This is a genomic window from Mesorhizobium sp. CA14 (genome assembly GCF_020165195.1).
In the GTDB taxonomy this organism is placed as follows: Bacteria; Pseudomonadota; Alphaproteobacteria; order Rhizobiales; family Rhizobiaceae; genus Mesorhizobium.
Genome location: NZ_JAIUHR010000004.1, coordinates 40361 through 66671 on the forward strand (window position 1 = coordinate 40361; position 26311 = coordinate 66671).

Below are 26311 nucleotides of genomic sequence, written 5' to 3' on the forward strand. Positions count from 1 at the left end.
CCGCTGCGCGCTTTCCTGGAATTGCTTTAGCAGAAGAGCGACCATGACCTATTGCGTCGGCCTCAAGATCGATCGCGGGCTCGTGTTCATGTCCGACACGCGCACCAATGCCGGCATGGATTCGATCTCGACCTTCAAGAAGATGCATGTGTGGGAACAGCCCGGCGAGCGCGTCATCGTACTGATGTCGGCGGGCAATCTTGCCACGACGCAGGCGGTGGTCAGCCTTCTCGACGAACGCAACAAGGCCGTTGGCGACCGTCATCCGAAGCTGCTCGAAACCCCGTCCATGTACCAGACGGTGCGGCTGGTCGGCGATACAGTGAAGGAAGTGATAGAGCATGCCTCGCCGAGCGGCGACAAGGCGGATTCCTACTTCAATGCCTCCTTCATCCTCGGCGGCCAGATCATGGGCAGCCCGCCCAGGCTGTTCATGATCTATCCGGAAGGCAATTTCATCGAGTCGACCGACGACACGCCTTTCTTCCAGATCGGCGAGACGAAATACGGCAAGCCGATCATCATCCGTGCCTATGATCGGACAATGAGCCTGGCCGAAACGGTGAAGCTGCTTCTGGTGTCGTTCGACTCGACGCTGAAATCCAACCTTTCGGTCGGGCTGCCGCTCGATCTGCTGTTCCTGGAACAGGATGCGCTCAGGGTGGGGCTGAACCGACGGATCGGCCATGATGATCCTTACTACCGCACCATTTCCGACGGCTGGTCCAACGCCCTGAAAATCGCTTTCTCAAATCTGCCGGATTTTCCGGGGTAGGACTTTCGGAAAGCGGTTCGGCCGGCCGGTATCTTCGACGGCCGATGGGAGGGAAAATGGATAATGAGGAATTCCGCGATTGGTCGCGGCGGGCGGCCGATTGGGGCGCCGATTACCGCGCTGGCTTGCGCGACCGCCCGGTGCGGCCGGCAATCGCGCCGGGCGAGATTTTCAGGACCATCGAGACCTCGCCACCCGAATTGCCCGAGCCGATGGAAAAGATCTTCGCCGATTTCGAAGAAAAGATCGTGCCGGGCATGACGCATTGGCAGCATCCGCGCTTCTTCGCCTATTTCCCGGCCAATGCGGCGCCGGTTTCGGTCGTGGCGGAGTATCTGGTCTCGGCGATGGCCGCGCAATGCATGCTGTGGCAGACCTCGCCGGCGGCGACAGAGCTCGAGACGCGCATCGTCGACTGGATGCGCCAGGCGCTCGGCCTACCCGAGGGCTTTTCCGGCGTCATCCAGGATTCGGCCTCGTCGGCGACGCTTGCGGCGGTGCTCACCATGCGGGAGCAAGCGCTCGACTGGCAGGGCAACAAAAAGGGGCTGGCAGGGCAGGAGAAGCTGCGCGTCTATTCCTCCGACCAGGTCCATACCTCGATCGACCGTGCCATCTGGGTCTCCGGCATCGGCGAGGACAACCTTGTCCGCATCCCGGTCTCCGGACGTTTTCGCGCCATGGATACGGACGCACTCGAGGCTGCGATCGTCGCGGATCGCGAAGCCGGTCTGCTGCCGGCCGGCATCATCGCTTGCGTCGGCGGCACCAGCACCGGCGGCACCGACGACATCGCGGCGGTGGCAGCGGTCGCGAAGCGGCACGGGCTTTACCTCCATGTCGACGCTGCCTGGGCCGGATCGGCGATGATCTGCCCGGAATACCGGCATTTCTGGACCGGGGTCGAAGGCGCCGATTCCATCGTCTTCAATCCGCACAAGTGGTTGGGCGCGCAGTTCGATTGCTCGATTCAGTTCGTCCGCCAACCGGAAGACCTCGTGCGCACGCTGGCCATCAAGCCGGAGTTTCTGAAGACGCTGGGTCACGACGGCATCATCAACTATTCGGAATGGTCGGTGCCGCTCGGCCGCCGCTTTCGCGCCCTGAAACTTTGGTTCCTGCTGCGTGCCCATGGCCTCGAGGGCCTGCGCACCATGATCCGCAATCATGTCGCCTGGAGTGAAAGATTGGCCGCGCGGCTCGCCAAGGAACCGGATTTCGAGCTCGTCTCTGAGCCCATGCTTTCGCTGTTCTCGTTCCGGCACCAAGCGCCTTCAGTTGCCGATCCGGACGAGCACAATCTGCGCTTGGTCGACGCCATCAACACCGATGGCCGCATTTACCTGACGCAAACGCGGGTCGATGGGCGCGTGGCGATCCGCTTTCAGGCGGGGCAGTTCGACTCGACGGCGGCCGATGTCGACGCGGCGTTCGACGTCATAACCGAGATTGCGCGGCGCTCATCCTGAGGCAGCAGACATGTTCCGCACCGGCTTGCCTTTTGCAATCAGATGATTTTCGTTAGCCGGCTTATACCTTTTCTTCGCTTTCGTTTTCCGATATACACGGAAAAAACGAAAATGGAGGACGCGCGATGTTTCTTTCGCCACGCCATGCCGAAATCATCCAGATGGCGAAAGACCATGGCCGGGTGCTGGTCGATGACCTGGCGACACATTTCAACGTGACGCCGCAAACCATCCGCAAGGACCTCAACGATCTGTGCGATCAGCGCCTGCTCACCCGCATCCATGGCGGCGCGCTGTTCCCGTCCGGCATCGAGAACATGGAATACGAGGCCCGCCGCAAAATCGCCGCCGACGAGAAGGAGGCGATCGGCAGCGCGGCGGCGCGGCTTATCCCGGACAATGCCTCGCTGTTCATCAATATCGGCACCACCACTGAGGCCGTCAGCAAGGCGTTGCTTCACCATAACGGGCTTATGGTCATCACCAACAACATCAATGTTGCCAATAGGATGCGCATCTATCCCACGATCGAGGTGGTGATCGCCGGCGGTGTGGTGCGCGGTTCCGACGGCGGCGTCGTTGGCGAAGCGGCCGTCGATTTCATCCGTCAGTTCAAGGTCGATTACGCCGTCATCGGCGCCTCTGCGATCGATCATGACGGCGCGCTGCTCGACTTCGATTTTCGCGAGGTGAAGGTGGCCCAGGCCATCATCGCCAATGCCCGCCACGTCATCCTGGTCTCCGACCAGACCAAATTCGAGCGCACGGCGCCGGTTCGAATCGGCCATCTTTCGCAGGTGAACACCTTCATCACCGACCGCTGCGACATTCCCTCGATCCGCCGGATTTGCGAAGAGACCGAGGTCCGGCTAATCGAGACGGCGCTTGAGTAGGGGCGCATCGCCGTTGCCTCACGCGGCCGTGATATTTCGTTTGACATTCGGTTTGAGTTCGAAATAATCCCGCTACGGTTTCGTAAAGCACAAAAATGGTGCAATGCGAAATCGTTGGAGGACCCTTTGGACGCATTCCCGATCCATGACATTTTCGTCATCGGCGGCGGTATCAATGGCTGCGGCATCGCCCGCGACGCCGTTGGCCGCGGATTTTCAGTTTACCTCGCCGAAATGAACGATCTGGCGAGCGGGACTTCCTCCGGCTCGACCAAGCTCATCCATGGCGGCCTTCGCTATCTTGAATTCTACGAGTTTCGGCTGGTGCGCGAAGCGCTGATGGAGCGCGAGGTTCTATGGAAGAACGCGCCGCACATCATCTGGCCGATGCGCTTCGTGCTTCCCTACGCCAAGGGCCTCAGGCCCGCCTGGCTGATCCGGCTCGGGCTGTTCCTTTACGATCATATCGGCGGGCGCAAGCTCTTGCCGGCGACGAAGACGCTGGACATGGCGAGCGATCCGGCCAGCAAGCCGCTCAAGCCATTGTTTCGCAAGGCTTTCGAATATTCGGACGGTTGGGTCAATGACGCGCGCCTGGTGGCTCTGAATGCGCGTGACGCCGCCGACCGGGGCGCCATTATTCGTACCCGGACCAAGGTTGTCAGCGCGCGGCGCGACGGTACGACCTGGACCGTCAAGGTGCAGAACGTGCTTACCGGCGAAACCGAGGAGGTGCGCGCGCGGCTTCTGGTCAACGCCGCCGGCCCCTGGGTCGATCACGTGCTCTCGGCCGCCGTCGGCCAGAACGAGGTCCACAATGTCCGCCTCGTGCAGGGCAGCCATATCGTGGTCGGCAAGAAGTTCGACGATCCGCGCGCCTATTTCTTCCAGAACAAGGATGGCCGCATCATCTTCGCCATTCCCTACGAGGAAGAATTCACGCTGATCGGCACCACCGACCGCGACTATCCGGGCGATCCGCATGACGTGAAGATCTCCGACACAGAGATCGACTATCTATGCGCCGCGGCGAGCGAGTATTTCGCGCAACCCGTGAAGCGCGCCGACATCGTCTGGACCTATTCGGCGGTGCGCCCGCTCTATGACGACGGCGCCTCCAAGGCGCAGGAAGCGACGCGCGACTATGTGCTGAAGGCCGATGGTGGGGAGGGCACAGCCCCGCTTGTCAACGCTTTCGGCGGCAAGATCACGACCTTTCGCCGGCTGGCGGAATCGATGCTGGAGAAGATCGAAGGGTTTCTCGGCAAGCGTGGCAAGCCGTGGACGCATGACGCGCCGCTGCCCGGCGGCGATTTTCCGGCGACCGGTTTCGATGCCCAGGTCGCCAGGCTGAAGAACACCTATCCGTTCCTCGACCAGCGGCTGGCGCGCCGCTTCACCCGGCTTTACGGCACGCGCGCCGAAAAGCTGCTCGGGCTCGCCAAGTCGAATGCCGATCTCGGCCGCAATTTCGGCGCCGACCTTTTCGAGGCGGAAGTCCGCTATCTGGCCGAAAACGAATGGGCGGTCACCGCCGAGGACGTGCTGTGGCGCCGCACCAAGCGCGGCCTGCATTTCAGCCGCGAGCAGACGGCGGCATTGGAAGAATTCATGCGCGGACTGAGCAGCCGCCATGTCGCGGCGGCGGAATGAGGATCGTCCGCTGATGCGCAAGGCCTGGGAGGAGGCGTGATGCTGGAACTGAGGAACGTGACGAAGACGGTCGGCGCTCAGGAGCATATCCGCGACGTGTCGCTGACGCTTCAGCATGGCTCACTGAACGTGCTCCTCGGGCCGACGCTTTCCGGCAAGACCAGCCTGATGCGGCTGATGGCGGGCCTCGACGCGCCGACTTCGGGCTCGGTCTGGTTCGACGGCAAGGACGTCACCGGACAGAAGGTGCAGAAGCGCAACGTCGCCATGGTCTACCAGCAGTTCATCAATTACCCGGCGATGACCGTCTACGAGAACATCGCCTCGCCGCTTCGGGTCGCCGGCGTCGAGCAGGCCAGGATCGACAAGGAAGTGCGCAACGCGGCGGCGCTTTTGAAGCTGACGCCCTATCTCGAGCGCACGCCGCTCAGCCTGTCCGGGGGGCAGCAGCAGCGCACCGCGCTTGCCCGCGCGATCGTCAAGAATGCCAGCTTGGTGCTGCTCGACGAGCCTTTGGCCAATCTCGACTACAAGCTGCGCGAGGAGTTGCGCGCCGAATTGCCGAAGATCTTCGCCGCCACCGGCACCATCTTCGTCTACGCCACAACCGAGCCGCACGAAGCGCTTTTGCTCGGCGGCAATACGGCCACGCTTTCGGAAGGCCGCGTCACGCAATTCGGCCCGACCGTCGAAGTGTTCCGCAAGCCGGTCGACCTGGTGACGGCAAGGACCTTCGCCGATCCGCCTCTCAACACCATCGTGCTCTCTAAGAAAGGCTCGGACTTCCTGCTCGAAGGCGGCGTCAAATTGCCGGTGCCGCCGGAGCTCAACGGCATCCCGGACGCAAGCTACACGATCGGCTTCCAGCCGCATCATTTGTCGCTGGGGCGGCCGAACGCCAGCGCCGTGCCGGTGCGGGCCAAGGTCACAATCACCGAGATCACCGGCTCGGAAAGCTTCGTCCACCTCGACTTCGCCGATGCGCGCTGGGTGATGCTTGCGCATGGCATTCTCGATTTCGAAACGGACGACGAGGTCGAAGTATTCATCGATCCGCGTCACATCATGGTGTTCGACCATAACGGCCGCGCCGTGACGGCGTCGAAGCTGGCGGCCTGAGGAGCAAACGATGGCGCGCATCGAGGTCAACCACATCCGCCATTCCTACCTGCCCAACCCGCAGAAGGATTCCGATTTCGCGCTGAAGGAAGTGCATCACACCTTCGAGGATGGCGGCGCCTACGCGCTGCTCGGGCCGTCAGGCTGCGGCAAGACCACCTTGCTCAACATCATCTCGGGACTGCTGCACCCCTCGCACGGCCGGTTGCTGTTCAATGGCCGGGACGTGACCAATCTGTCGACGCAGGAGCGCAATATCGCGCAGGTGTTCCAGTTTCCGGTCATCTACGACACCATGACCGTCTACGACAATCTGGCCTTCCCGCTGCGCAACCGCCGCGTGCCGGAAGCCGATGTCGATCGCAAGGTGCGCGAGACGCTCGACATGATCGATCTCGCTTCGATGGCGAACAGGAAGGCGCGCCGGCTCACCGCAGACCAGAAGCAGAAGATCTCGCTTGGACGCGGCCTGGTGCGCTCCGACGTCAACGCCATCCTGTTCGACGAGCCGCTGACGGTCATCGACCCGCATATGAAATGGGTGCTGCGCTCGCAGTTGAAGCAGCTGCACCGCCGCTTCGGCTACACGATGGTCTATGTCACGCACGACCAGACCGAAGCGCTGACTTTCGCCGACCGGGTGGTGGTCATGTATGACGGCGAGATCGTCCAGATCGGCACGCCGGCCGAACTCTTCGAGCGCCCGCGCCACACTTTCGTCGGCTATTTCATCGGCTCGCCGGGCATGAACGTGCTTCCGGTTGCGCTGGAAGGCAGGACGGCGAAGCTCGGCGCGCAGCGCATCGAATTGCCGGGCGTGCCGAAGGCTGAGGCCGGCGCCGTCGAGCTCGGCATCCGTCCCGAATATGTGCGGCTCGGCCGCGAAGGCATGGCGGTGCAGGTCAGCAAGGTCGAGGATGTCGGCCGCCACAAGGTGGTTCGTGCCAATCTTGAGGGCAGGGAGATCGCTGCGGTGATCGGCGAGGACGACGAGGTGCCGGCCGAGCCAAAAGTCCGCTTCGATCCGGCCGGCATCAACATCTATGCCGATTCCTGGCGCGTCGAGATGGGGGCATAAATGGACAAGACCTGGAACAACAAGGCCTGGTTCCTTGTCCTGCCGATGCTGGTGCTGGTGGCGTTCTCGGCCGTGATCCCGCTGATGACGGTCGTCAACTATTCGGTGCAGGACACGTTCGGCAACAACGTCTTCTTCTGGGCCGGTACCGAATGGTTCGAGGAATTGCTGCACTCCGACCGCTTCTGGGAAGCGATGGTGCGCAACCTGATCTTCTCCTTCATTATCCTGGCGATCGAGGTGCCGCTCGGCATCTTCATCGCGCTCAATATGCCGAAGAAGGGCTGGGGCGTGCCGGTCTGCCTGGTGTTGATGGCGCTGCCGCTGCTCATTCCGTGGAACGTCGTCGGCACGATCTGGCAGGTGTTCGGCCGCAACGACATTGGTCTGCTCGGCTATTATGTCAACGCGCTGGGCTTCAACTACAACTATGTCCAGGATCCGTTCGACGCCTGGGTCACCGTCATCGTCATGGACGTCTGGCATTGGACGAGCCTGGTGGTGCTGCTGTGCTATGCCGGCCTGGTCTCGATCCCGGACGCCTTCTACCAGGCGGCCAAGATCGACGGCGCCTCGCGCTGGGCGGTGTTCCGCTACATCCAGCTGCCCAAGATGCAGCGTGTGTTGCTGATCGCCGTGCTGCTGCGCTTCATGGACAGTTTCATGATCTATACCGAGCCCTTCGTCGTCACCGGCGGCGGCCCCGGCAATTCGACGACTTTCCTGTCGATCGACCTCGTCAAGACCGCGCTCGGCCAGTTCGACCTCGGTCCGGCGGCGGCGATGTCGCTGGTCTACTTCCTGATCATCCTGTTGTTGTCGTGGGTGTTCTACACCGTGATGACCAATTACGACGCGGAGCGCTGAGATGGCGAGCGCCAACGAGACGACGCGCGTGAGCGAAGCGGCGGTGACCGAGGTAGGCAGCACGCTGTCGCAGGACGAGGTGGCGAAGCTGATGCGCCGCCGCGGCGAGGAATCGCGCTGGTGGTGGATCGTGCCGACGATCTACATCATCGTGCTGCTGTTGCCGATCTACTGGCTCATCAATATGAGCTTCAAGACCAACCAGGAGATCATCTCCTCGCTGACGCTCTTTCCGCACGAGCCGACGCTGCGCAATTACAAGATCATCTTCACCGATGCGTCCTGGTATTCGGGCTACATCAATTCGATCACCTATGTGGTGATGAACATGGTGATCTCGGTGGCGGTCGCGCTGCCGGCAGCCTATGCCTTCTCGCGCTACCGCTTCCTCGGCGACAAGCATTTGTTCTTCTGGCTGCTCACCAACCGCATGGCGCCGCCGGCGGTGTTCGCGCTGCCGTTCTTCCAGCTCTATTCGGCCTTCGGCATGATCGACACGCATATCGCGGTAGCGCTGGCGCATTGCCTGTTCAATGTGCCTTTGGCGGTATGGATCCTCGAAGGTTTCATGTCCGGCGTGCCGAAGGAGATCGATGAGACCGCCTATATCGACGGCTATTCGTTCCCGCGCTTCTTCGTGAAGATCTTCATGCCGCTGATCGCCAGCGGTATCGGCGTCGCCTGCTTCTTCTGCTTCATGTTCTCGTGGGTCGAACTCCTGATCGCCCGCACGCTGACCACGACCGACGCCAAGCCGATCGCCGCCACCATGACCCGAACGGTCTCCGCCGCCGGCATGGACTGGGGCCTGCTCGCCGCCGCCGGCGTGCTGACGCTGATCCCCGGCGCTTTGGTCATCTGGTTCGTGCGGAATTATATCGCCAAGGGCTTCGCCCTGGGGAGGGTCTAAGCCATGAATCTCGACTTCTCCTGGATGGCGTGGACGTGGCCGACGGCCGCCTTCTTCATCGTCATTGCGCTGATGCTCTTTGGCATGGGCGTTTGGGAATATGTTTCGCCCGGCGGCAATCCGCGCGTCGGGGTGCTGCGCTTCGAGACGACGCGCGGCGACCGCCTCTTCGTTTCGCTGCTCGGCAGCGCCTTCATCCATCTCGCTTGGCTGGGTCTAGTCGGACCCAACCTTTGGTGGGCTCTCGCTCTCTCCGTGGTCTACGCGATTGGCGTATTCCGATACGTATAGAGGGGGAATAGCCGGAGCGGCCGCGTGCTGGCGGCCCGCTCCGGATCGAACTTGAAACCTAAGTGGAGGAGACACATGCGACGGCAATTTCTAACATCGACGACCGCCCTTGTCCTATTGCTCGGAGCGGGCCATGCCTATGCCGGCATGAATGAAGCAAAAGCCTTTCTCGATAAGGAGATAGGCGACCTGTCGACGCTCTCGCGCGCCGATCAGGAAAAGCAAATGCAGTGGTTTATCGACGCCGCCAAGCCGTTCGCCGGCATGGAAATCAAGGTGGTGTCGGAAACGCTGACGACGCATCAGTATGAATCCCAGGTGCTGGCGCCCGCGTTCACCGCGATCACCGGCATCAAGGTCACGCACGACGTCATCCAGGAAGGCGACGTCGTGGAGAAGATCCAGACCCAGATGCAGACGGGGCAGAACCTTTATGACGGCTGGGTCAACGATTCCGACTTGATCGGCACGCATTGGCGCTACCAGCAAGCGCGCAACCTGACCGACTGGATGGCTGGCGAGGGCAAGGACGTCACCGATCCGATGCTCGACGTCGACGACTTCATCGGCAAGTCGTTCACGACGGCGCCGGACGGCAAGCTCTACCAATTGCCCGACCAGCAGTTCGCGAACCTCTATTGGTTCCGTTACGACTGGTTCAACGACGAGAAGAACAAGGCCGACTTCAAGGCCAAATACGGCTACGACCTCGGCGTCCCGGTCAACTGGTCGGCCTATGAGGACATCGCTCAGTTCTTCACCGGCCGTGAGATCGGCGGCAAGAAGGTCTATGGCCACATGGACTACGGCAAGAAGGACCCGTCGCTCGGCTGGCGGTTCACCGATGCCTGGCTCTCCATGGCCGGTAATGGCGACAAGGGCATCCCGAACGGCAAGCCGGTCGACGAATGGGGCATCAAGGTCGACGAGAAGTCGCGGCCCGTGGGCTCCTGCGTTGCCCGCGGCGGCGACACCAACGGCCCAGCCTCGGTCTATGCCATCCAGAAATACCTCGACTGGCTGAAGGCCTATGCGCCGCCGGAAGCCCAGGGCATGACCTTCTCCGAGTCTGGCCCGGTACCTTCGCAGGGCAACATCGCTCAGCAGATATTCTGGTACACGGCCTTCACCGCCGACATGGCCAAGCCCGGCCTGCCGGTGGTGAACGATGACGGCACGCCGAAGTGGCGCGTCGCGCCGTCGCCGCATGGCGTCTATTGGAAGGACGGCATGAAGCTCGGCTACCAGGACGCAGGTTCCTGGACGCTCTTGAAGTCGACGCCGACCGACCGCGCCAAGGCTGCCTGGCTCTATGCGCAGTTCGTCACCTCGAAGACCGTCGACGTGAAGAAGAGCCAGGTCGGTCTCACCTTCATCCGCGACTCCACGATCCACGACAAGAGCTTCACCGAACGGGCGCCGAAGCTTGGCGGTTTGATCGAGTTCTACCGCTCGCCGGCGCGCGTGCAGTGGACCCCGACCGGCACCAATGTTCCGGATTATCCCAAGCTGGCGCAGCTCTGGTGGCAGAACATCGGCGATGCCTCCTCGGGCGCCAAGAGCCCGCAGGAAGCGATGGATTCGCTCTGCGCTGACCAGGAAAAGGTGCTCTCCCGCCTCGAGAAGTCAGGCGTGCAGGGCGACATCGGACCGAAAATGGCCGAAGAGCACGATCTCGAATACTGGAACAAGGACGCCGTCTCGAAGGGCACCCTTGCGCCGCAGCTCAAGGTCGAGAACGAGAAGGACAAGCCGGTCACCGTCAACTATGACGAGCTGGTCAAGAGCTGGCAGAAGTAAGCGCACAACGTGGGCATACGTGCCCATTCAGAAATGCGGGGGGAGGCGGCTTGGCCGTCTCCCCTGTTGCATGAGAAGTGGAGGGATGGAATGAGCGGTTTTGTGCTGGCGATCGACCAGGGAACGACCTCGACCCGGGCGATCCTGTTCGACGACAGGATGAAAGTCGCCGGCACCGGCCAGCAGGAATTCACGCAGCATTATCCGGCTTCCGGCTGGGTCGAACACGACCCGGAAGACATTTGGATGAGCGTTCTCGCCACGGTGAAATCGGCGCTGAAGGCGGCCGGGCGCACCGCATCCGATGTCGCCGCGATCGGCATCACCAACCAGCGCGAGACGGTCGTGATCTGGAACAAGGCGACCGGCAAGCCGATCCACAATGCGATCGTCTGGCAAGATCGCCGCACCGCGCCGCTCTGCCAAAAGCTGAAGAAGCAGGGGCTGGAGAAGACATTCACGAAGAAGACCGGCCTGCTGCTCGACCCCTATTTCTCCGGCACCAAGATCGCCTGGATGCTGGACAAGGTGAAGGGTGCGAGGAAGCGCGCCGAGAAGGGCGAACTGCTCGCCGGCACCATCGACAGTTTTCTCATCTGGCGGCTGACCGGCGGCCAAGTGCACGCCACCGACGCGACCAACGCTTCGCGCACGCTGGTCTACAACATCGAGAAGAATGTCTGGGATGACGAGCTGCTTTCGATCCTGAATATCCCGGCCGCGATCCTGCCTGAGGTGAAGGATTGCGCCGACGATTTCGGCGTCACCGAGAAAAGCCTTTTCGGGGCCGAGATGCGAATCCTCGGCGTCGCCGGCGACCAGCACGCAGCGACCATCGGCCAGGCCTGCTTCGAACCCGGCATGATGAAGTCGACCTACGGCACCGGCTGCTTCGCGCTGCTCAACACTGGCGCTGACCTGGTACGCTCGAGGAACCGGCTTCTGACCACGATCGCCTACCGATTGAACGGCACGACCATCTACGCGCTGGAAGGCTCGATCTTCATCGCGGGCGCCGCCGTGCAGTGGCTGCGCGACAGCATCAAGGTGATCGGCAAGGCCGAGCAAAGTGGTGCGCTCGCGGCGAGCGCCGATCCGGCGCAGCAGGTTTACCTGGTGCCGGCCTTTGTCGGCCTCGGCGCGCCGCATTGGGACGCGGATGCGCGCGGCGCGATTTTCGGCCTGACGCGCAATTCGGGCCCGGCAGAGTTTGCGCGCGCCGCACTTGAATCCGTCGCCTTCCAGACGCGCGACCTGCTCGACGCGATGCGCAAGGACTGGAAAGGCGCCTCGGCCAAGACGGTGCTTCGCGTCGACGGTGGCATGGTGGCATCCGATTGGACCATGCAGAGGCTGGCCGACATTCTCGACGCGCCGGTCGACCGTCCGACAATCCTGGAGACGACAGCGCTGGGCGCGGCCTGGCTTGCCGGGTCAAAGGCGGGTGTCTGGCCGAAAGCTAAGGAATTCGGCAAGAGCTGGGCGTTGGAGCGGCGCTTCAAGCCGGAAATGGACGCCGCAATGCGCGGGGCGAAGCTGGCCGGATGGCGCGATGCGGTGCGCAGGACGCTAAGCGTGCGATAGCGATTTACGGGATTGGGCGAGGGGAATGCAGCCGGATTGGTATCCTGCTTGGCGCGATGAGGCCTTCCAACAGCTCACGGCCAAGAATGCGCGCCTGGCGAAGGATTTCCGCCTCGGCAGTTGGTCACGTTATAACTACGACTTGACGGCGGGAAAACTGGTGTTTTCCGACCAGAGTGGCGTCAAGGTCGTTTCGGAAATCCAGATTGCGGGCTCCACCAGCGCCAAGGCCGGCAATTGGCTCTGGGCGTGGGCCAATTCGAACTTGCCTGGCGACCTTCTCGGCGACGCCAAACTGGTGCGGTCCTTCGGCGAGGAAAAGGGCGTGGACGACCTGGCCCAAGCCTATGTGGACGATACGGGCGGTGACCTGGAAGCATTTGGCTGGGAACTGACGGCGGCGATGGTTCGGGTTTGCAATGCGCTTGGAGCTTACCGCTCCCCGCGCGGCGAAGGCGGCGCTCTGTATTTGGTTTTCAAGACTATACGATGGGCGAACTGACCAGGTCGTTCGTTGCAAAGCAAATCAGAAAGAGAGAGCCCGCGCCTTGCGGTGCGGGCTCGGTCGGTCAAGGCCTTGGGTACTGACTAAAGGCCGTCAATAGGGCGACACGCACTGCCGACGCGGACCGCTGTTAGGCTGGAAGGTGTTGTCCGAGGCGCGATAAGAGCGGTAGCGGTCGTAGCACCATTGGACATGGGAATTGCCGCGATAGACGCGGTTGTTCTCGCTGTTGACGATCGCGCCGGTGATCAATGCACCGGTGGCGAAGGCTGCCAGCGGGAACCAATAGTCGCCGTGCCGGCGATAGCCGCGGCGATATTCACGATAGCCGCGATGGCCGTTCCAGTAGACCGCGCCATCACGGCGCGAGAAATCCCGGTTGAAGGCACGGTGCCTCCTCCAATCCCGATACTGCACGGTCTGGACATCCGACGACAGGCCCTGGGGTTGTGGCACATAAGCTGGCTGAGCATTGACCGGCACCATCTCCGCCGCGACGAACGACGCCGAGAGAGCGGTTGCCAGCAGGCCCGATGCGATCTTGTTCATTGATCTTCTCCTCGATGGTTGATGGGACGTCCCTGTTTTGCGAAACGGACCTCGGTTGCAATGGTTCCTCGTTCCATCATCAGTCCATTGTTTCAGCCCATTGTTATTGTAGGGATTTGTTATTGTAGGGATTTTTAAAGTAGCCCGGAGCCGGGCCATTGGCGCAGGCATCGAAAGCCGTTCGCAAATACTCTCGGCGCGCCTTCGAATCCGTTCAAAAAATCCGCCTTGGAAGCCCGTCTTTTTCCGGTTGACCGGCCGCGGCACTCTCCCTATGTTCCGCGCAATTTCGAGGGCGGCGTTTCGAGCCCGCGGGAGCGCGTAGCTCAGCCGGTAGAGCAACTGACTTTTAATCAGTAGGTCATGGGTTCGAATCCCATCGCGCTCACCAAATTTCAACACCCAAATAGATGCCAGAGCAAACCTGCCGACGCTTCCATACGGGCGACCGAAGCAGGACGTGTCGTCTGCGTCCCCGGCAATCGGAACAAAAACTTGCGCGCGGCTGTTTCCCTGTTGAAGGGACCGCAATCTGGGACGCGGATACAGTGGACGTACTGAACTTGGAACTGGCCAGGGCCAGGCAGAGCGTAAAGCGCGCAGAGACTTCTCTCAATCACGCAAAGGAAATGCTAGACGAGGACTGTGGCGTAGGGATCAACCTTGCGCTGTGCGACCGCATAAGGTTGGAACAGAAGCGCGTGGCAGAAGCCAGAGAGCGGCTGATGAAGATCGCTCGGGCTGCCTTACCCTAACGGCGTAACCTTCCCCAAGACCAATGAGAGTCGGCCCCGGCAAACTTGTCCCATTGGCAGGGTCATGGTTAAACTCGGCCCCCCGAGGGAGGCTCCAGGATGGCACTTGACCTTTCGGTAGAGACCACCGCCCGTAAAGCGGCGACGCCGCCCGGCAAATATCTCTTCGGCCCGATCGCCGATTTCCTCATGCTCGGCGGCAGCGCGTTTCTGATCCTGCCCGTGCTGTTCTTTGTGCCGCGCGATTATGAAGGTCCATTGGCTGCGACGATGGTCGTCGTGGCCTATCTGGTGAACTATCCGCATTTCGCGCATTCCTACCAGATATTCTATCGCAATTTCGGCCGGAAGGCGCGTGGCGACGGCTACGACAGAAGCCTGCAGCTTCGCTACATTTTCGCCGGCGTCGTCGTTCCGGTGATCATGGTCCTGTTCTTCGCCTATGGCGCGGCGACGTCGAACACGCGGCTGCTCGGCCTCGCGGCCAACGCGATGTTCTTCTTCGTCGGTTGGCACTACGTCAAGCAGGGCTACGGCATGCTGATGGTCGATGCCGTCTTGAAACGCAAATTCTTCGATGACCGGGACAAGAAAGTCTTGCTCGTCAACAGCTACACGGTGTGGATCTTGGCCTGGCTGCACACCAACACGGCGGTGACCGCGGGACAGTATTACGGGTTCCAGTATTACACCTTCGCCGCGCCTTCTTGGATCACCGACATTGCCTTGGCGGCGGCCGTCGCATCGACGGCGGCCACGCTCATGATGCTGGCCAACCGTTGGCGAAAGAATGGCGGCCTGCCGTATAACGGTATCGTTGCCTATGTCGCGTCCCTCTATCTCTGGATCCTGATTGCCAGGATAAACCCGCTCTGGCTGCTGGTGGTGCCGGCGCTGCACTCGCTGCAATATCTGGCCGTGGTGTGGCGCTATCAAACCAATGTCGAGCGTGACGTCTTGGATGCGGCGCGGGATCCGGAGCCGAAAATCCTATCCGCGCTTGGCCCCCGCTACAGGCTGCGGGTGCTGGGATTCATCGTCGGAGGCGCCGCACTCGGCTATCTCGGCTTCTGGCTGATCCCGTTCGTGCTGACCGCGCTTGTCCCCTACGACAAGCAGGTGCTCGGTTCGTCGCTGTTTTTCTTCATCGTGCTGATATTCATCAATGTGCACCACTATTTCCTCGACAATGTGATGTGGCGCCGCGGCAATCCGGAAGTGTCCAAATATTTGTTCCGGTAGAGAAATCGGCGTTGCGGGCGCACGCGCCAAGTCATGTGATGAGCGACACATTCCCGCCGGCGTGACGCTCGAGCCGTCCGGCCAGGTCGAGTTCCAGAAGCACCATCGCAATCTGCGCGGCGCTCAGTCCCGTGTGGCGGATGATCTCGTCTATGCCTGTCGGCGTTGGCCCGAGCGCTTCCAGCACATCGGCGCGTTCGCTTTCGCGGGGCGGCGGCATGGCGGACATGTCGGGCGCCTCGGCAAGGGGCGTGGTCCGCTGACGACGGGTGCCGGCAAGCGGCGCCAGCGCACCGAGAACGTCGGCGGCTTCGGTGACGAGCGTAACGCCGTCCTTGAGCAACGCGTTGCAGCCGGCGGCGCGCGGATCGAGCGGCGAACCTGGCACGGCAAAGACCAACCGCCCCATTTCGTTGGCGAGGCGGGCGCTGATCAGCGAACCGGAGCGCTGCGCCGCCTCGACCACCACCAGCCCAAGCGCCATGCCGGCGACTAGGCGGTTGCGGCGCGGAAAGTCCTGCGCGCGCGGCTGCCAGCCGAACGGCATTTCCGAAACGATGGCGCCGCCGCGGTCGGCGATCTCGTCGCATAGGCCGGCATTCTCGGGCGGGTAGGGGACATCGAGCCCGCCGGCCAAAACGCCGACAGTGCCGGTCGAGACGCTGCCCTTGTGCGCGGCGGTATCGATGCCGCGCGCCAGGCCGGAAACGATGGCGTAGCCTTCGCGGCCGAGATCGGCTGCCAGCATGCGCGCCATCTTGATGCCGGCCAGCGAGGCATTGCGGGCGCCGACGATCGCCACCGCCGGCAAGCGGAAGACCGCGCCTTCGCCTTTCACCGCCAGGAGCGGCGGCGGGTTGTCGAGGGTCTTCAGCAAGGGCGGATAGTCGGCCTCGCCAATGCCGACGAAGCGGGCGCCGGCGCGCCGGGCGGCTTCCAGTTCGGCTTCGGCTTCGGCGACGGAGGGGACGCGGACGATACGGCTGGCGCCGCCAGAGATCATCAGCTCCGGCAGCATTTCAAGCGCAGCTTCGGCCGAGCCGAAGCGGTTGATCAGCTCGCGAAACGAAGCCGGGCCGACATTGGGCGTGCGGATCAGGCGAAGCCAGGCAAGCCGCTGCCGGTCGCTGAGGCGCGGGCCGGCGGCCAGGGCGCTCATCCCTTCGCCCCGATCTTGCCTTCGGTGCCGGCCAGCAGCCGCGAGATGTTGGCACGATGCTTGGCGATGACGATCAGGCTCATCACGGCGAACAGGCCGGCGATCTGCGGCGTGCTTGTGAAATAGAGCGCGATCGGCACGACCACCGCAGCCGCCAATGCCGCCAGCGAGGAATAGCGGAACAGGAACGCCATAGCGAGCCAGACGACGGCGAAGACGAGCATGCCTTGCCAGGCAAGGCCGATCAACACACCGAGATAGGTGGCGACGCCCTTGCCGCCCTTGAAGCCGAGCCAGACCGGGAAGAGATGGCCGAGAAAGGCGCCGAAGCCGGCCAACAGTCCGAAGTTCGGCGAAAAATGCCCGGCGATGAGCGCCGCGGCCGTGCCCTTCAGCGCGTCGAGCAGCAGCGTTGCGGCAGCGAGGCCCTTGTTGCCTGTCCTCAGAACATTGGTCGCGCCGATATTGCCGGAGCCGATATTGCGGACATCTCCGAGGCCGGCCGCGCGGGTGATCAAGAGCCCGAACGGGATCGAGCCGAGCAGATAGCCGAAGACGAGCGCGATCGCGTAACCCATTGTCTCCCCCATATTCCTTTGTCTGCGGGTGCTCGCCCTAAAGTTGAGCCACTGTGCGCTATGCAACCATAGTTGGCAAGACCCTGGCCTGCTCGAGGATCAGTGGTCATAATGGTAGAGTCGGAAGGGTTCGCCAAGCAACTCTGTGCGGCAGGATCGGCAGAGTTCAAAGCGACGGCTGGTCTATGCGGTAAACACCGTGCGGCCCGCCACCACCGTTTGCAGAACCTTGCCCTGCAGGCGCGCGCCTTCGAAGCAAGTGTTCTTCGAACGCGAGCGCAGGCCGCTTTCGCTGACGATCCACGGCTCGTCGAGATCGACGACCGCGAGATCGGCCGGCCTGCCGGGCTGCAGCGTGCCGCCCGGCAGGTCGAACAGTTTTGCCGGCGCGGTGGACAGCGTCTCGATCAGTCGCAGCAGCGGCACATCGCCATTGTGGTAGAGCCGAAGTGCCGCGCCAAGCAGCGTCTCCAGCCCGATCGCGCCGGCGGCGGCATCGGCGAAGGGCAGGCGCTTGGTGTCGACGTCCTGCGGGTCGTGCGAGGAGACGATGATGTCGATCGTGCCGTCCTTGATCGCCTCGATCATCGCCAGCCGGTCGTCCTCGGCGCGCAAGGGCGGGGTCAGCCGGAAGAAGGTGCGGTACTCGCCGACGTCGTTCTCGTTGAGCGACAGATTGTGAATGGCGACCCCGGCCGTGACATTGGCGCCATCCGTCTTTGCCCGGTTCACCGCGCCGGCCGCCATCGCCGATGAGATCTTTGCCGCGTGATAGGCTCCGCCGGTCAGCCGGGCCAATGCCAGGTCGCGTTCGAGCGGGATGAGCTCGGCCTCGCGCGGAATGCCCGACAGGCCGAGCCAGCTCGCATAGAGCCCTTCGTTCATCACGCCGGACGAGGCGAGGTCGGCATCTTGCGTTTCATGCGCGATCACGCCGCCGAAGTCGCGGGCATAGGTCAGCGCGCGGCGCATCACCAGCGCATTGGCGATCGTGTGGCGGCCGTCGGTATAGGCGACGGCGCCGGCCTCGCGCAGCAGGCCGAATTCGGTCATCTCGCGGCCTTCGAGGCCCTTGGTGATCGCGGCCGCCGGGAAGATGTTGACGCTTGCGGTGTCGCGCGCCGTGCGCAGCACGAACTCGACCAGCGCCACATTGTCGATCACCGGATCGGTGTCCGGCATCATGACGATGGAGGTGACGCCGCCGGCTGCGGCCGCCACGCTTGCCGAGGCGATGGTCTCGCGATGCTCGCCGCCGGGCTCGCCGATGAAGACGCGCGCGTCGACAAGGCCTGGAATGATCGTCTTGCCGGCGCAGTCGACGACGGTGGCGCCTTCCGGCACGCCCTGGTTCAATGCGGCTTTCCCAGCCGCGACGATCTTGCGGCCGTCGACGATCACGTTGCCAATTTCATCGACGCCGCGCGAGGGGTCGACAATGTGTGCCTTGCTGAAAACGGTCGCGCTCATGCGCCGCGCCCTTCATGGTTGCGGCGCGGGTCAAGCAGCGCTTCCATCACCGCCATGCGCACGGCGACACCCATCTCCACCTGTTCCTGGATGACGCTTTGCGGCCCGTCGGCGATTTCGGAGGCGATCTCGACGCCGCGGTTCATCGGGCCGGGATGCATGACCAGCGCATCGTCCTTGGCGGCTTTCAGCTTTTCGGCATCCAGGCCAAAATAGCGGAAATATTCGCGGATCGACGGCACGAAGGCGCCTTCCATGCGCTCGCGCTGCAGGCGCAGCATCATCACCACGTCGGCGTCCTTCAGTCCCTCGGCCATCGAGCGCGACACGATCACCCCCATCCTGTCGATGCCGCAGGGCAGCAGCGTCGAGGGCGCGACGACCCGCACTTGCGCGCCAAGTGCGTTCAGAAGGATGATGTTGGAGCGGGCGACGCGCGAATGCAGGATGTCGCCGCAGATCGCCACGATCAGCTTCGACAGCGGCCCCTTGGCGCGGCGGATGGTCAGCGCGTCGAGCAGCGCCTGCGTCGGATGCTCATGCGCGCCGTCGCCGGCATTGACCACCGAGCAGCCGACCTTCTGGGCGAGCAGGGCAGCCGCGCCCGCCGATTGGTGGCGGATGATCAGGATGTCGGGCCGCATGGCGTTGAGGGTCATCGCCGTGTCGATCAGCGTCTCGCCCTTCTTCACCGAGGAGCTTGCCACCGACATGTTCATGACGTCGGCGCCGAGACGCTTGCCGGCGAGCTCGAAGGACGACTGCGTGCGGGTCGATGCCTCGTAGAACAGGTTGATCTGGGTGCGGCCGCGCAGCGTCGAGGTCTTCTTTTCCGGTTGTCGTGAGATCGATACGGCCCGGTCGGCGCGGTCTAGCAGCAGCTCGATATCGGCGGGGGAAAGGTCGCGGATGCCCAGAAGGTGGCGGTGCGGGAAGAGCGGCAGGGACGAAGCGTCGGTCATCTCAAGGCGCTGCTATAGGGTGCGGTCCGGCCTGCCGCAAGCGCCAGCTTTGGATTGCGGGCGTTCTCCCCGGTATTTTCGTCGCGCGCCTTCCGTGGCTTGGGCTATAAGGCCCAGTGGGTTCGGATTCGCGACCGCGGCCTTGGAAATGGTCAGGACCTCTCGGCCAACTGAAGGATTGGGCAACTGAAGGATTGGGCGTGACCGACGAGGTGATCAACCAGCCGCCGCCTTTGACGGGTGGCAATGCGTGGCGGGGCGATCCGTTGCTCATCCAGCTTGCCGAGCGTTTTTCCGATCCCGTGCGCAAGGATCTTGACGGGCTTGGACGGTTCGTGATGACGCAGGAGGCGCAGGAGCTTGCCCGCCTCGCCAACGTCGACACGCCGAAATTGCGGACCCATGACCGCCAGGGCCGTCGCCTCGACCTGGTCGAATATCATCCGGCCTATCACGCCTTGATGCGCCGCTCGATCGCCGGCGGCCTGCATTCTTCGGTGTGGGAAAACGGCGATGCCGAGATCGGCCGCCGCCATCAGGTGAGGGCGGCACGCTTCTACCTGACCGCCGAGCTCGAGACCGGGCATCTGTGCCCCATCACCATGACCAGCGCCTCGCTGGCGGCCTTGATGGCAAGCCCGAAGCTTTTCCGCGAATGGGCGCCGCGCGTGACGACGCGCAAGTACGACCAGACGCAGAAGCCTCCGGTGCAGAAGACCGGGCTGACGCTCGGCATGGGCATGACCGAGAAGCAGGGCGGCACCGATGTGCGCGCCAACACCACCAGGGCGGAGCGCACCGGAAGCGGCTTCTACCGGTTGACCGGCCACAAATGGTTCATGTCGGCGCCGATGTCTGATGCGTTCCTGGTGCTGGCCCAGGCATCCGAAGGGCTGTCCTGCTTCCTCGTTCCGCGCATCCTGGGTGACGGCTCCGGCAACGGCTTCCGCTTCCAGCGGCTGAAGGACAAGCTCGGCAACCGCTCGAATGCCTCGTCGGAGGTGGAGTTCGTCAACGCGATCGGCGAGATGGTCGGCGACCCGGGCGCCGGCGTGAAGACGATCATGGACATGGTGACGCTGACCCGGCTCGACTGCGCGGTCGCTTCGTCGGCGCTGATGCGGGCGGGGCTCGCCGAGGCCATCCATCACACGCGCCATCGCCAGGTGTTCGGCTCAAACCTGATCGACCAGCCGCTGATGCAGCGGGTTTTGGCCGATATGGCGCTCGATGTCGCCGCGGCCACCGCTCTGTCGTTCCGGCTGGCGCGTTCTTTCGACGAGGCGGCAAGCGACCGTGGCGAGGCGGCCTTTGCCCGCGCCATGACGCCTGTGGTCAAATACTGGGTCTGCAAGATCGCGCCGGCGCTGCTCTACGAGGCGATGGAATGCCTTGGCGGCAACGGCTATGTCGAGGAAGCGCCGCTTGCCCGCTATTATCGCGAGGCGCCGGTCAACGCGATCTGGGAGGGCTCGGGCAATGTCATGGCGCTCGACGTGCTGCGCGTGCTCGGCCGCGCGCCCGGCCTGTTCGAGGAGGTGCTGACCGGCATCGACCGTGATCTCGGCACCGGCGGGCGCGGCACAATCGGCGTGCTGAAGGCGGCCATGCAGGTCGCCGCGACCGACCAGGGCTCGGCGCGCCTGCTCACCGAACAGCTGGCGCTTTCGGCCGCGGCGGCGGAGCTGCGCCGGCTGGGGGCAGGGCGGATTGCCGACGCCTTTGTCGAAACGCGGCTCGGCGGCCAGTGGCGCACCACCTACGGCATGCTCGATTCGCGCCACGACGCGCGCATGATCATCGACACGCTCTATCCGCCGGTGACCTGATCCTGTTCCATATCAAGGAGACAGGGCGGGATATCATCCGAAAACCGCTTCACACCGTTCGGCGTCATGCTCCGAGGCGGATTGCCGATCTGTGGATAGCCGTTAACCTTAACAAATGGTTTCCGTTGCGGCGCGCCGATGCAAAGCCCAATCTCCGCATGCTGGAGTAGGGGACGGTTAACCACGATCTCCCCGAGCTCCGACAGCGGGAAACGTATGCGGCACGTGTTGAGCTCAGTTCTGGCCTTACATTGGGCGGTGGTTTTCGCCCTGCTTGCCTATATCTGCATGGACGGCAGCCGCGGCATGGCGGCGGCGTTTGGCGTGCTTGGCCTCTCAGTCCAGGCTCACCGGCTTCCCGAGCTTGAAAATGTTGCCGTGCTGGCGCCGCTCTCGATCGCGCTCCTGACCGTCGCGGTGTTGTTCTGCTGGGCCTTCGTCGAGACGCTGCTGAACGCGGCGGCAAGGCCGGACGCGGGCGAGAGCGTGGCGCGGATAGCCTTCATCTCGGCATCTTTTCTGCTTTCGCTGATCCTCATCGGCGGCGTGGCGCAAGGCGTAAACGGCCTGTTCATGATCGTCGCAATCCAGATGACGGCGCTGCTTGCCTCCTACATCGCCGTGCTGGCCGAACGCCGCTCCACCTTCGCCGCAATGAATTTGCCCGAGGGCGATGTTCGCGCCGCCTCGCGCATGGCGATGGGCGCCGCGCACAGTTCGCTCCTTTCCCGCATATCCGGCCGCCCGGAAAACAAGCCTGGCGGCAGCCGCTGATGCGCACGATATTCACATTATGGGCTGCTCCGATGGCCATCTTCTGGGGATGGTTCTTCCTGTCGGCCAACGACATGAATTTCGGCTACGCGATGCTGAGCCGACAGGTGCACGATTTCGCTTTCCAGCTCTACGGCCAGATGCTCGGCGTCGATCCGGCTATCATCCCGGGCATGGTGGCGCGAACCTGCGTTTTCGACTTTTTCCTGCTCATGGGGCTTTGGGCCTTCCGCCGCCGGCGCAACATCGCCGAATGGATAAGGCAGCGCCGGCGGGGTGATATCAGCCCCGAACGGCTCGGCCCAGCGACTGAAGCCGGTCCAACGCTCCCTGCAGAATAAAGGCGGCGGCCGCCGAATCGATCTTGCCGGCGCGCTTCTTGCGCGAGAAATCCATCTCGATCAGTGTCCGCTCGGCTGCCACCGTCGAGAGGCGCTCGTCCCACAGCACGAAGGGCAGGTCGGAAAGCGGCGCCATGTTGCGGACGAAGGCGCGCGATTTTTGCGCACGAGGCCCTTCCGAGCCGTCCATGTTGACCGGGAGGCCGAGCACGACGGCGCCGACATTGTCCTTGTCGAGCTGAGCGAGCAGTTGGGCGGCATCCAGCGAAAATTTCTTGCGCAGGATCACCGGGCGCGGATGGGCGAAGGACAGCCCGCGATCGGAGACCGCCACGCCGATCGTCTTGTCGCCGAGATCGAGCCCGGCGAGCGTCTTGCCGTCGGCAAGCCGCCCTGGCAGTTCCTCGATTGAAATAATGCCCAACGGCTTTCTCTGACATCTAGGCGTCACATCCTTTTGACGTTTGGGAGGAGGGCGCCACTTTCAATTTGCGACTAGCGTTCTATCTTCCGGCAACGGAGAAATCGAGGATAGCATTCATGAAACTGACCTGGTACGGACATTCGGCATTCCGCGTCGAGACCAAGGACGCCACCATTCTCATCGACCCCTATCTGGTCGGCAATCCATCCTGGACGGGCGGCTGGGAAGGGCCGGCGGAAGGCGTGACCCACGTGCTCCTGACCCACGGTCATAACGACCATGTCAGCGGCGCAGTCGAAGTGCTGAAGAAAAGCGGCGCCATGCTGGTCGCCAATTTCGAGATCTGCATGTATCTCGTCGGCCAGGGCGTCAGCGGCGACAGGATCAATCCGGGCAATATCGGCGGCACCGTCGATTGCGGCCCTTTCACCACGACCTTCGTCCAAGCGCTGCATTCGTCCTCTTTCGGCGGCGAAGGCGGCACGAACACCTATCTCGGCAATCCGGGCGGGCTCGTCCTGCACTTCCCCGAGGACAAGACGCTCTATCACATGGGCGACACCGACATCTTCTCCGATATGGGCCTGATCAACGAATTGCATGAACCGAAGATCGGCATCGTGCCGATCGGCGACCGCTTCACCATGGGCGGCGCAGTGGCGGCGCTTGCCTGCCGCCGCTTCTTCGGCTTCGATACGGTCGTTCCCTGCCATTTCGGCACCTTCTCGATGATCGACCAGACCGCCGACAAGTTCGTCGCCGGCATGGAAGGTTCGGGCGTAAACGTGGCGCTGCCGGAAATCGGCAAGGCGATCACGATCTGAGCCGCGCTCTCCGAAAGCGCGTTGCGAGACATGCTTGAGGCGACGCTGGGCTGTCCGCAGCCCACATGATCTATGTTGCGCGGCAAGCGCCGCGCCGCTATAGCCCGCACTGGTTTTCCCGAGGCGATAGAACATGTCCGTTGATCTTCAGACCGTGAAGCGCGTCGCGCGCCTTGCCCGTATCGCGGTGAGCGAGGAGGACGCCGAGCGCATGACCGGCGAATTGAACGCCATCCTCGGCTTCGTCGAGCAATTGAACGAGGTCGATGTCTCGGGCGTCGAGCCGATGACCTCGGTCACACCCATGGAGATGAAGAAGCGCCAGGATGCCGTCACCGACGGCAACAAGCCTGCCGACATCGTCGCCAACGCGCCGGCAACGGAAGAGAATTTCTTCCTCGTTCCGAAGGTGGTGGAGTAGGCCGTGGCTGTCGAGATCGCCGTCGAGACGCCTTTGCAGGACGACGTCCGCGTGCTGGTCGCCGAACTCAATGCCGCGCTGCTCGAACTGACGCCGCCCGAGCACTGCTATCACCTGACCGTCGAGCAGATGGCGGACAAGGATACGACGGTGTTCATCGCCCGCGACAACGGCCTTGCCGTCGGCTGCGGCGCGCTCAAGCGCCACGACAATGCCACCGGTGAGGTCAAGCGCATGTATACGCGGCCTTCGCATCGCGGCCGCAAGATCGGCGCCGAAATCGTCGGGCGGATCGAAGCGCTCGCCCGGCAGGAAGGGCTGACCCGCCTGGTTCTCGAAACCGGCGATCGCCACCCCGCCGCCTGGACCGTCTATGAGCGTGCCGGATTCTCGCGTTGCGGACCGGTGCTGGATTATCCCGACTCCGAGTGGTCGGTGTTTTACGAAAAGAGCCTTGCCTGATGAGCGATCTCACCCATCTCACCATTTCCGAGGCCCGCGCCAAGCTGCGCGGCAAGGAGATCACCGCGGCCGAGATCACCGAGGCTTATCTCGCGGCGATCGATCGCGCCAATCCGGTGCTCAATGCCTATGTGACCGTCACCGCCGACAAGGCGCGCAACATGGCCAAGGCTTCCGATGCAAGGCTCGCCAAGGACGAGGGCGGCGCGCTGGAAGGCATTCCGCTCGGCATCAAGGACCTGTTCGCCACCGAAGGCATCCACACCCAGGCCTGCAGCCACGTGCTCGACGGCTTCAAGCCGCACTACGAGTCGACCGTGACCAGCAATCTTTGGGCCGACGGCGCGGTGATGCTCGGCAAGCTCAACATGGACGAGTTCGCCATGGGCTCGTCGAACGAGACCTCCTATTACGGCCCGGTGATCAATCCATGGCGGCGCTCGCGTGTCGATACGGTCGTTATGCCGACGACGCATCAGGGCGATGGCGGCTTTGTTTCCGCCGGCGGCACGAAGACGGCGCGGACCTTGGACAACGCCCAATTGGTGCCCGGCGGCTCGTCCGGCGGGTCGGCATCATCGGTAGCCGCGTTTCTCTGCGCGGGCGCAACAGCGACTGATACGGGCGGCTCGATCCGCCAGCCCGCGGCCTTGACCGGCACGGTCGGCATCAAGCCGACTTATGGGCGCTGCTCGCGCTGGGGCATCGTTGCCTTCGCTTCCTCACTCGACCAGGCCGGACCGATCGCGCGCGACGTGCGCGACGCCGCGATCCTGCTGAAATCGATGGCCTCCGTCGATCCGAAGGACACGACCTCGGTCGACCGCCCGGTGCCGGACTATGAAGCGGCGATCGGCAAGCCGATCAAGGGCATGAAGGTCGGCATTCCGAAGGAGTATCGCGTCGACGGCATGCCGGAAGACATCGAGGCGCTCTGGCAGAAGGGCATTGCCTGGCTGAAGGACGCCGGCGCCGAGATCGTCGACATCTCGCTGCCGCATACCAAATATGCCTTGCCGGCTTACTATATCGTGGCGCCCGCCGAGGCTTCGTCGAACCTCGCCCGCTATGACGGAGTGCGCTATGGCCTGCGCGTCCCCGGCAAGGACATCGTCGACATGTATGAGAAGACGCGCGCCGCCGGCTTCGGCCGCGAGGTCAAGCGGCGCATCATGATCGGCACCTATGTGCTGTCGGCCGGCTATTACGACGCCTATTATCTGCAGGCGCAGAAGGTGCGCACCCTGATCAAGCGCGACTTCGAGAATGTCTTTGCCGCCGGCGTCGATATCATCCTGACGCCCGCGACCCCATCGGCCGCCTTCGGCATCGCCGACGAGGACATGGCCTCCGATCCGGTGAAGATGTATCTCAACGATATCTTCACCGTGACGGTGAACATGGCCGGCCTTCCCGGCATTTCGGTGCCGGCCGGCCTTGATGGCAAGGGCCTGCCGCTCGGCCTGCAACTGATCGGCCGCCCGTTCGACGAGGAAACGCTGTTCCAGACGGCCAACGTCATCGAGCAGGCGGCGGGCAGGTTCCAGCCGGAAAAATGGTGGTAGGCTCAATCCCGT

Annotated in this window: 26 protein-coding genes and 1 tRNA gene; 21 read left to right on the plus strand and 6 right to left on the minus strand. The window is 63.1% G+C overall.

Annotated features, from left to right (window positions below; all coding sequences use genetic code 11):
- Positions 1-43 precede the first annotated feature (43 nt).
- The 12 genes from LB565_RS06510 to LB565_RS06565 all read left to right on the plus strand — a co-directional run bounded on the left by LB565_RS06510 (position 44) and on the right by LB565_RS06565 (position 12941).
- Positions 44-775, plus strand: a complete 732-nt coding sequence (locus LB565_RS06510) for a peptidase (RefSeq protein WP_224582319.1) — start codon at positions 44-46, stop codon at positions 773-775.
- Positions 776-831: 56 nt separating this feature from the next.
- The gene (locus LB565_RS06515; protein ID WP_224582320.1) at positions 832-2244 is read left to right on the plus strand and encodes a pyridoxal phosphate-dependent decarboxylase family protein; all 1413 of its coding nucleotides are present in this window, start codon (positions 832-834) and stop codon (positions 2242-2244) included.
- A 125-nt stretch (positions 2245-2369) separates the two neighbouring features.
- On the plus strand, positions 2370-3137 hold the full coding sequence (locus LB565_RS06520; RefSeq protein ID WP_224582321.1) for a DeoR/GlpR family DNA-binding transcription regulator: 768 nt from the start codon (positions 2370-2372) through the stop codon (positions 3135-3137).
- A 126-nt stretch (positions 3138-3263) separates the two neighbouring features.
- A complete protein-coding gene (glpD, locus tag LB565_RS06525; RefSeq protein ID WP_224582322.1) occupies positions 3264-4790 on the plus strand; it encodes a glycerol-3-phosphate dehydrogenase in 1527 nt (508 codons plus the stop codon).
- Between the two features lie 39 nt (positions 4791-4829).
- The gene (locus LB565_RS06530; RefSeq protein WP_224582323.1) at positions 4830-5909 is read left to right on the plus strand and encodes an ABC transporter ATP-binding protein; all 1080 of its coding nucleotides are present in this window, start codon (positions 4830-4832) and stop codon (positions 5907-5909) included.
- A 10-nt stretch (positions 5910-5919) separates the two neighbouring features.
- On the plus strand, positions 5920-6987 hold the full coding sequence (locus tag LB565_RS06535) for an ABC transporter ATP-binding protein (RefSeq protein WP_224582324.1): 1068 nt from the start codon (positions 5920-5922) through the stop codon (positions 6985-6987).
- Positions 6988-7854, plus strand: coding sequence for a carbohydrate ABC transporter permease (locus tag LB565_RS06540; protein WP_140545839.1), 867 nt, complete (start codon positions 6988-6990; stop codon positions 7852-7854).
- 1 nt (position 7855) lies between these two features.
- On the plus strand, positions 7856-8764 hold the full coding sequence (locus LB565_RS06545) for a carbohydrate ABC transporter permease (RefSeq protein WP_224511931.1): 909 nt from the start codon (positions 7856-7858) through the stop codon (positions 8762-8764).
- A gap of 3 nt (positions 8765-8767) precedes the next feature.
- Positions 8768-9055, plus strand: coding sequence for a DUF2160 domain-containing protein (locus tag LB565_RS06550; RefSeq protein WP_224582325.1), 288 nt, complete (start codon positions 8768-8770; stop codon positions 9053-9055).
- A gap of 75 nt (positions 9056-9130) precedes the next feature.
- Positions 9131-10855 (plus strand): ABC transporter substrate-binding protein, encoded by a 1725-nt coding sequence (locus tag LB565_RS06555; RefSeq protein WP_224582326.1) that lies wholly within the window; start codon positions 9131-9133, stop codon positions 10853-10855.
- Between the two features lie 90 nt (positions 10856-10945).
- The gene (gene glpK / locus LB565_RS06560; RefSeq protein WP_224582327.1) at positions 10946-12439 is read left to right on the plus strand and encodes a glycerol kinase GlpK; all 1494 of its coding nucleotides are present in this window, start codon (positions 10946-10948) and stop codon (positions 12437-12439) included.
- 25 nt (positions 12440-12464) lie between these two features.
- On the plus strand, positions 12465-12941 hold the full coding sequence (locus tag LB565_RS06565; RefSeq protein ID WP_224582328.1) for a DUF6882 domain-containing protein: 477 nt from the start codon (positions 12465-12467) through the stop codon (positions 12939-12941).
- A gap of 96 nt (positions 12942-13037) precedes the next feature.
- Here LB565_RS06565 and LB565_RS06570 read toward each other — a convergent pair whose 3' ends face one another.
- Complete coding sequence (locus LB565_RS06570; RefSeq protein WP_224582329.1) at positions 13038-13493, minus strand: BA14K family protein; 456 nt, start codon at positions 13491-13493, stop codon at positions 13038-13040.
- Positions 13494-13808: 315 nt separating this feature from the next.
- Here LB565_RS06570 and LB565_RS06575 point away from each other — a divergent pair.
- Together LB565_RS06575 and LB565_RS06580 are read left to right on the plus strand one after the other, a co-directional pair.
- A tRNA-Lys gene (locus LB565_RS06575) sits at positions 13809-13884 on the plus strand.
- A gap of 463 nt (positions 13885-14347) precedes the next feature.
- A complete protein-coding gene (locus tag LB565_RS06580) occupies positions 14348-15490 on the plus strand; it encodes a hypothetical protein (RefSeq protein WP_224582330.1) in 1143 nt (380 codons plus the stop codon).
- Positions 15491-15521: 31 nt separating this feature from the next.
- On the opposite strand, the gene dprA is transcribed toward LB565_RS06580, so the two are convergent.
- The 4 genes from dprA to LB565_RS06600 form a co-directional block, all read right to left on the minus strand.
- Positions 15522-16649 (minus strand): DNA-processing protein DprA, encoded by a 1128-nt coding sequence (dprA, locus tag LB565_RS06585; protein WP_224582331.1) that lies wholly within the window; start codon positions 16647-16649, stop codon positions 15522-15524.
- Positions 16646-17227 (minus strand): glycerol-3-phosphate 1-O-acyltransferase PlsY, encoded by a 582-nt coding sequence (plsY, locus tag LB565_RS06590; RefSeq protein ID WP_224582332.1) that lies wholly within the window; start codon positions 17225-17227, stop codon positions 16646-16648. The genes dprA and plsY overlap by 4 nt, the downstream gene beginning before the upstream one ends.
- Before the next feature lie 183 nt (positions 17228-17410).
- Positions 17411-18697: a dihydroorotase gene (locus tag LB565_RS06595; protein ID WP_224582333.1), complete on the minus strand. Its 1287-nt coding sequence runs from the start codon at positions 18695-18697 to the stop codon at positions 17411-17413.
- The gene (locus LB565_RS06600; protein ID WP_224582334.1) at positions 18694-19659 is read right to left on the minus strand and encodes an aspartate carbamoyltransferase catalytic subunit; all 966 of its coding nucleotides are present in this window, start codon (positions 19657-19659) and stop codon (positions 18694-18696) included. Before LB565_RS06600 ends, LB565_RS06595 begins: the two co-directional genes overlap by 4 nt.
- 200 nt (positions 19660-19859) lie before the next feature.
- Between LB565_RS06600 and LB565_RS06605 the strand changes: the two genes are divergently transcribed.
- The 3 genes from LB565_RS06605 (at position 19860) to LB565_RS06615 (ending at position 22603) form a co-directional block, all read left to right on the plus strand.
- The gene (locus tag LB565_RS06605) at positions 19860-21488 is read left to right on the plus strand and encodes a DNA alkylation response protein (RefSeq protein ID WP_224582335.1); all 1629 of its coding nucleotides are present in this window, start codon (positions 19860-19862) and stop codon (positions 21486-21488) included.
- 216 nt (positions 21489-21704) lie between these two features.
- Positions 21705-22262: a hypothetical protein gene (locus LB565_RS06610; protein WP_224582336.1), complete on the plus strand. Its 558-nt coding sequence runs from the start codon at positions 21705-21707 to the stop codon at positions 22260-22262.
- Complete coding sequence (locus LB565_RS06615; protein ID WP_224582337.1) at positions 22262-22603, plus strand: DUF6105 family protein; 342 nt, start codon at positions 22262-22264, stop codon at positions 22601-22603. The genes LB565_RS06610 and LB565_RS06615 overlap by 1 nt, the downstream gene beginning before the upstream one ends.
- Here the strand turns inward: LB565_RS06615 and ruvX are convergent.
- Complete coding sequence (gene ruvX / locus LB565_RS06620; RefSeq protein WP_224582338.1) at positions 22545-23027, minus strand: Holliday junction resolvase RuvX; 483 nt, start codon at positions 23025-23027, stop codon at positions 22545-22547. The two genes, LB565_RS06615 and ruvX, sit on opposite strands and share 59 nt — an antisense overlap.
- A gap of 116 nt (positions 23028-23143) precedes the next feature.
- On the opposite strand from ruvX, the gene LB565_RS06625 reads away from it, so the two are divergent.
- The 4 genes from LB565_RS06625 to LB565_RS06640 all read left to right on the plus strand — a co-directional run bounded on the left by LB565_RS06625 (position 23144) and on the right by LB565_RS06640 (position 26299).
- Positions 23144-23851, plus strand: coding sequence for a metal-dependent hydrolase (locus tag LB565_RS06625; protein ID WP_224582339.1), 708 nt, complete (start codon positions 23144-23146; stop codon positions 23849-23851).
- A gap of 133 nt (positions 23852-23984) precedes the next feature.
- Positions 23985-24272, plus strand: coding sequence for an Asp-tRNA(Asn)/Glu-tRNA(Gln) amidotransferase subunit GatC (gene gatC, locus LB565_RS06630; RefSeq protein WP_224582340.1), 288 nt, complete (start codon positions 23985-23987; stop codon positions 24270-24272).
- Positions 24273-24275: 3 nt separating this feature from the next.
- Positions 24276-24734 carry a GNAT family N-acetyltransferase gene (locus LB565_RS06635; RefSeq protein ID WP_224582341.1) on the plus strand — a complete coding sequence of 153 codons (459 nt, stop codon included), beginning with the start codon at positions 24276-24278 and terminating at the stop codon, positions 24732-24734.
- Positions 24734-26299, plus strand: coding sequence for an amidase (locus tag LB565_RS06640; RefSeq protein WP_224582342.1), 1566 nt, complete (start codon positions 24734-24736; stop codon positions 26297-26299). Before LB565_RS06635 ends, LB565_RS06640 begins: the two co-directional genes overlap by 1 nt.
- Positions 26300-26311: the final 12 nt, after the last annotated feature.

Bases quoted from the DNA above. Each gene is read 5' to 3' on its own strand.
- LB565_RS06640 (WP_224582342.1), top strand. From the start codon at position 24,734: ATGAGCGATCTCACCCATCTCACCATTTCCGAGGCCCGCGCCAAGCTG.
- LB565_RS06550 (WP_224582325.1), top strand. From the start codon at position 8,768: ATGAATCTCGACTTCTCCTGGATGGCGTGGACGTGGCCGACGGCCGCC.
- LB565_RS06510 (WP_224582319.1), top strand. From the start codon at position 44: ATGACCTATTGCGTCGGCCTCAAGATCGATCGCGGGCTCGTGTTCATG.
- LB565_RS06555 (WP_224582326.1), top strand. From the start codon at position 9,131: ATGCGACGGCAATTTCTAACATCGACGACCGCCCTTGTCCTATTGCTC.
- LB565_RS06535 (WP_224582324.1), top strand. From the start codon at position 5,920: ATGGCGCGCATCGAGGTCAACCACATCCGCCATTCCTACCTGCCCAAC.
- LB565_RS06570 (WP_224582329.1), bottom strand. From the start codon at position 13,493: ATGAACAAGATCGCATCGGGCCTGCTGGCAACCGCTCTCTCGGCGTCG.
- LB565_RS06610 (WP_224582336.1), top strand. From the start codon at position 21,705: ATGCGGCACGTGTTGAGCTCAGTTCTGGCCTTACATTGGGCGGTGGTT.
- LB565_RS06545 (WP_224511931.1), top strand. From the start codon at position 7,856: ATGGCGAGCGCCAACGAGACGACGCGCGTGAGCGAAGCGGCGGTGACC.
- LB565_RS06520 (WP_224582321.1), top strand. From the start codon at position 2,370: ATGTTTCTTTCGCCACGCCATGCCGAAATCATCCAGATGGCGAAAGAC.
- LB565_RS06515 (WP_224582320.1), top strand. From the start codon at position 832: ATGGATAATGAGGAATTCCGCGATTGGTCGCGGCGGGCGGCCGATTGG.
- LB565_RS06625 (WP_224582339.1), top strand. From the start codon at position 23,144: ATGAAACTGACCTGGTACGGACATTCGGCATTCCGCGTCGAGACCAAG.
- dprA (WP_224582331.1), bottom strand. From the start codon at position 16,649: ATGAGCGCCCTGGCCGCCGGCCCGCGCCTCAGCGACCGGCAGCGGCTT.
- plsY (WP_224582332.1), bottom strand. From the start codon at position 17,227: ATGGGTTACGCGATCGCGCTCGTCTTCGGCTATCTGCTCGGCTCGATC.
- LB565_RS06565 (WP_224582328.1), top strand. From the start codon at position 12,465: ATGCAGCCGGATTGGTATCCTGCTTGGCGCGATGAGGCCTTCCAACAG.
- LB565_RS06580 (WP_224582330.1), top strand. From the start codon at position 14,348: ATGGCACTTGACCTTTCGGTAGAGACCACCGCCCGTAAAGCGGCGACG.
- gatC (WP_224582340.1), top strand. From the start codon at position 23,985: ATGTCCGTTGATCTTCAGACCGTGAAGCGCGTCGCGCGCCTTGCCCGT.
- LB565_RS06600 (WP_224582334.1), bottom strand. From the start codon at position 19,659: ATGACCGACGCTTCGTCCCTGCCGCTCTTCCCGCACCGCCACCTTCTG.
- LB565_RS06595 (WP_224582333.1), bottom strand. From the start codon at position 18,697: ATGAGCGCGACCGTTTTCAGCAAGGCACACATTGTCGACCCCTCGCGC.
- LB565_RS06540 (WP_140545839.1), top strand. From the start codon at position 6,988: ATGGACAAGACCTGGAACAACAAGGCCTGGTTCCTTGTCCTGCCGATG.
- LB565_RS06530 (WP_224582323.1), top strand. From the start codon at position 4,830: ATGCTGGAACTGAGGAACGTGACGAAGACGGTCGGCGCTCAGGAGCAT.
- LB565_RS06615 (WP_224582337.1), top strand. From the start codon at position 22,262: ATGCGCACGATATTCACATTATGGGCTGCTCCGATGGCCATCTTCTGG.
- glpK (WP_224582327.1), top strand. From the start codon at position 10,946: ATGAGCGGTTTTGTGCTGGCGATCGACCAGGGAACGACCTCGACCCGG.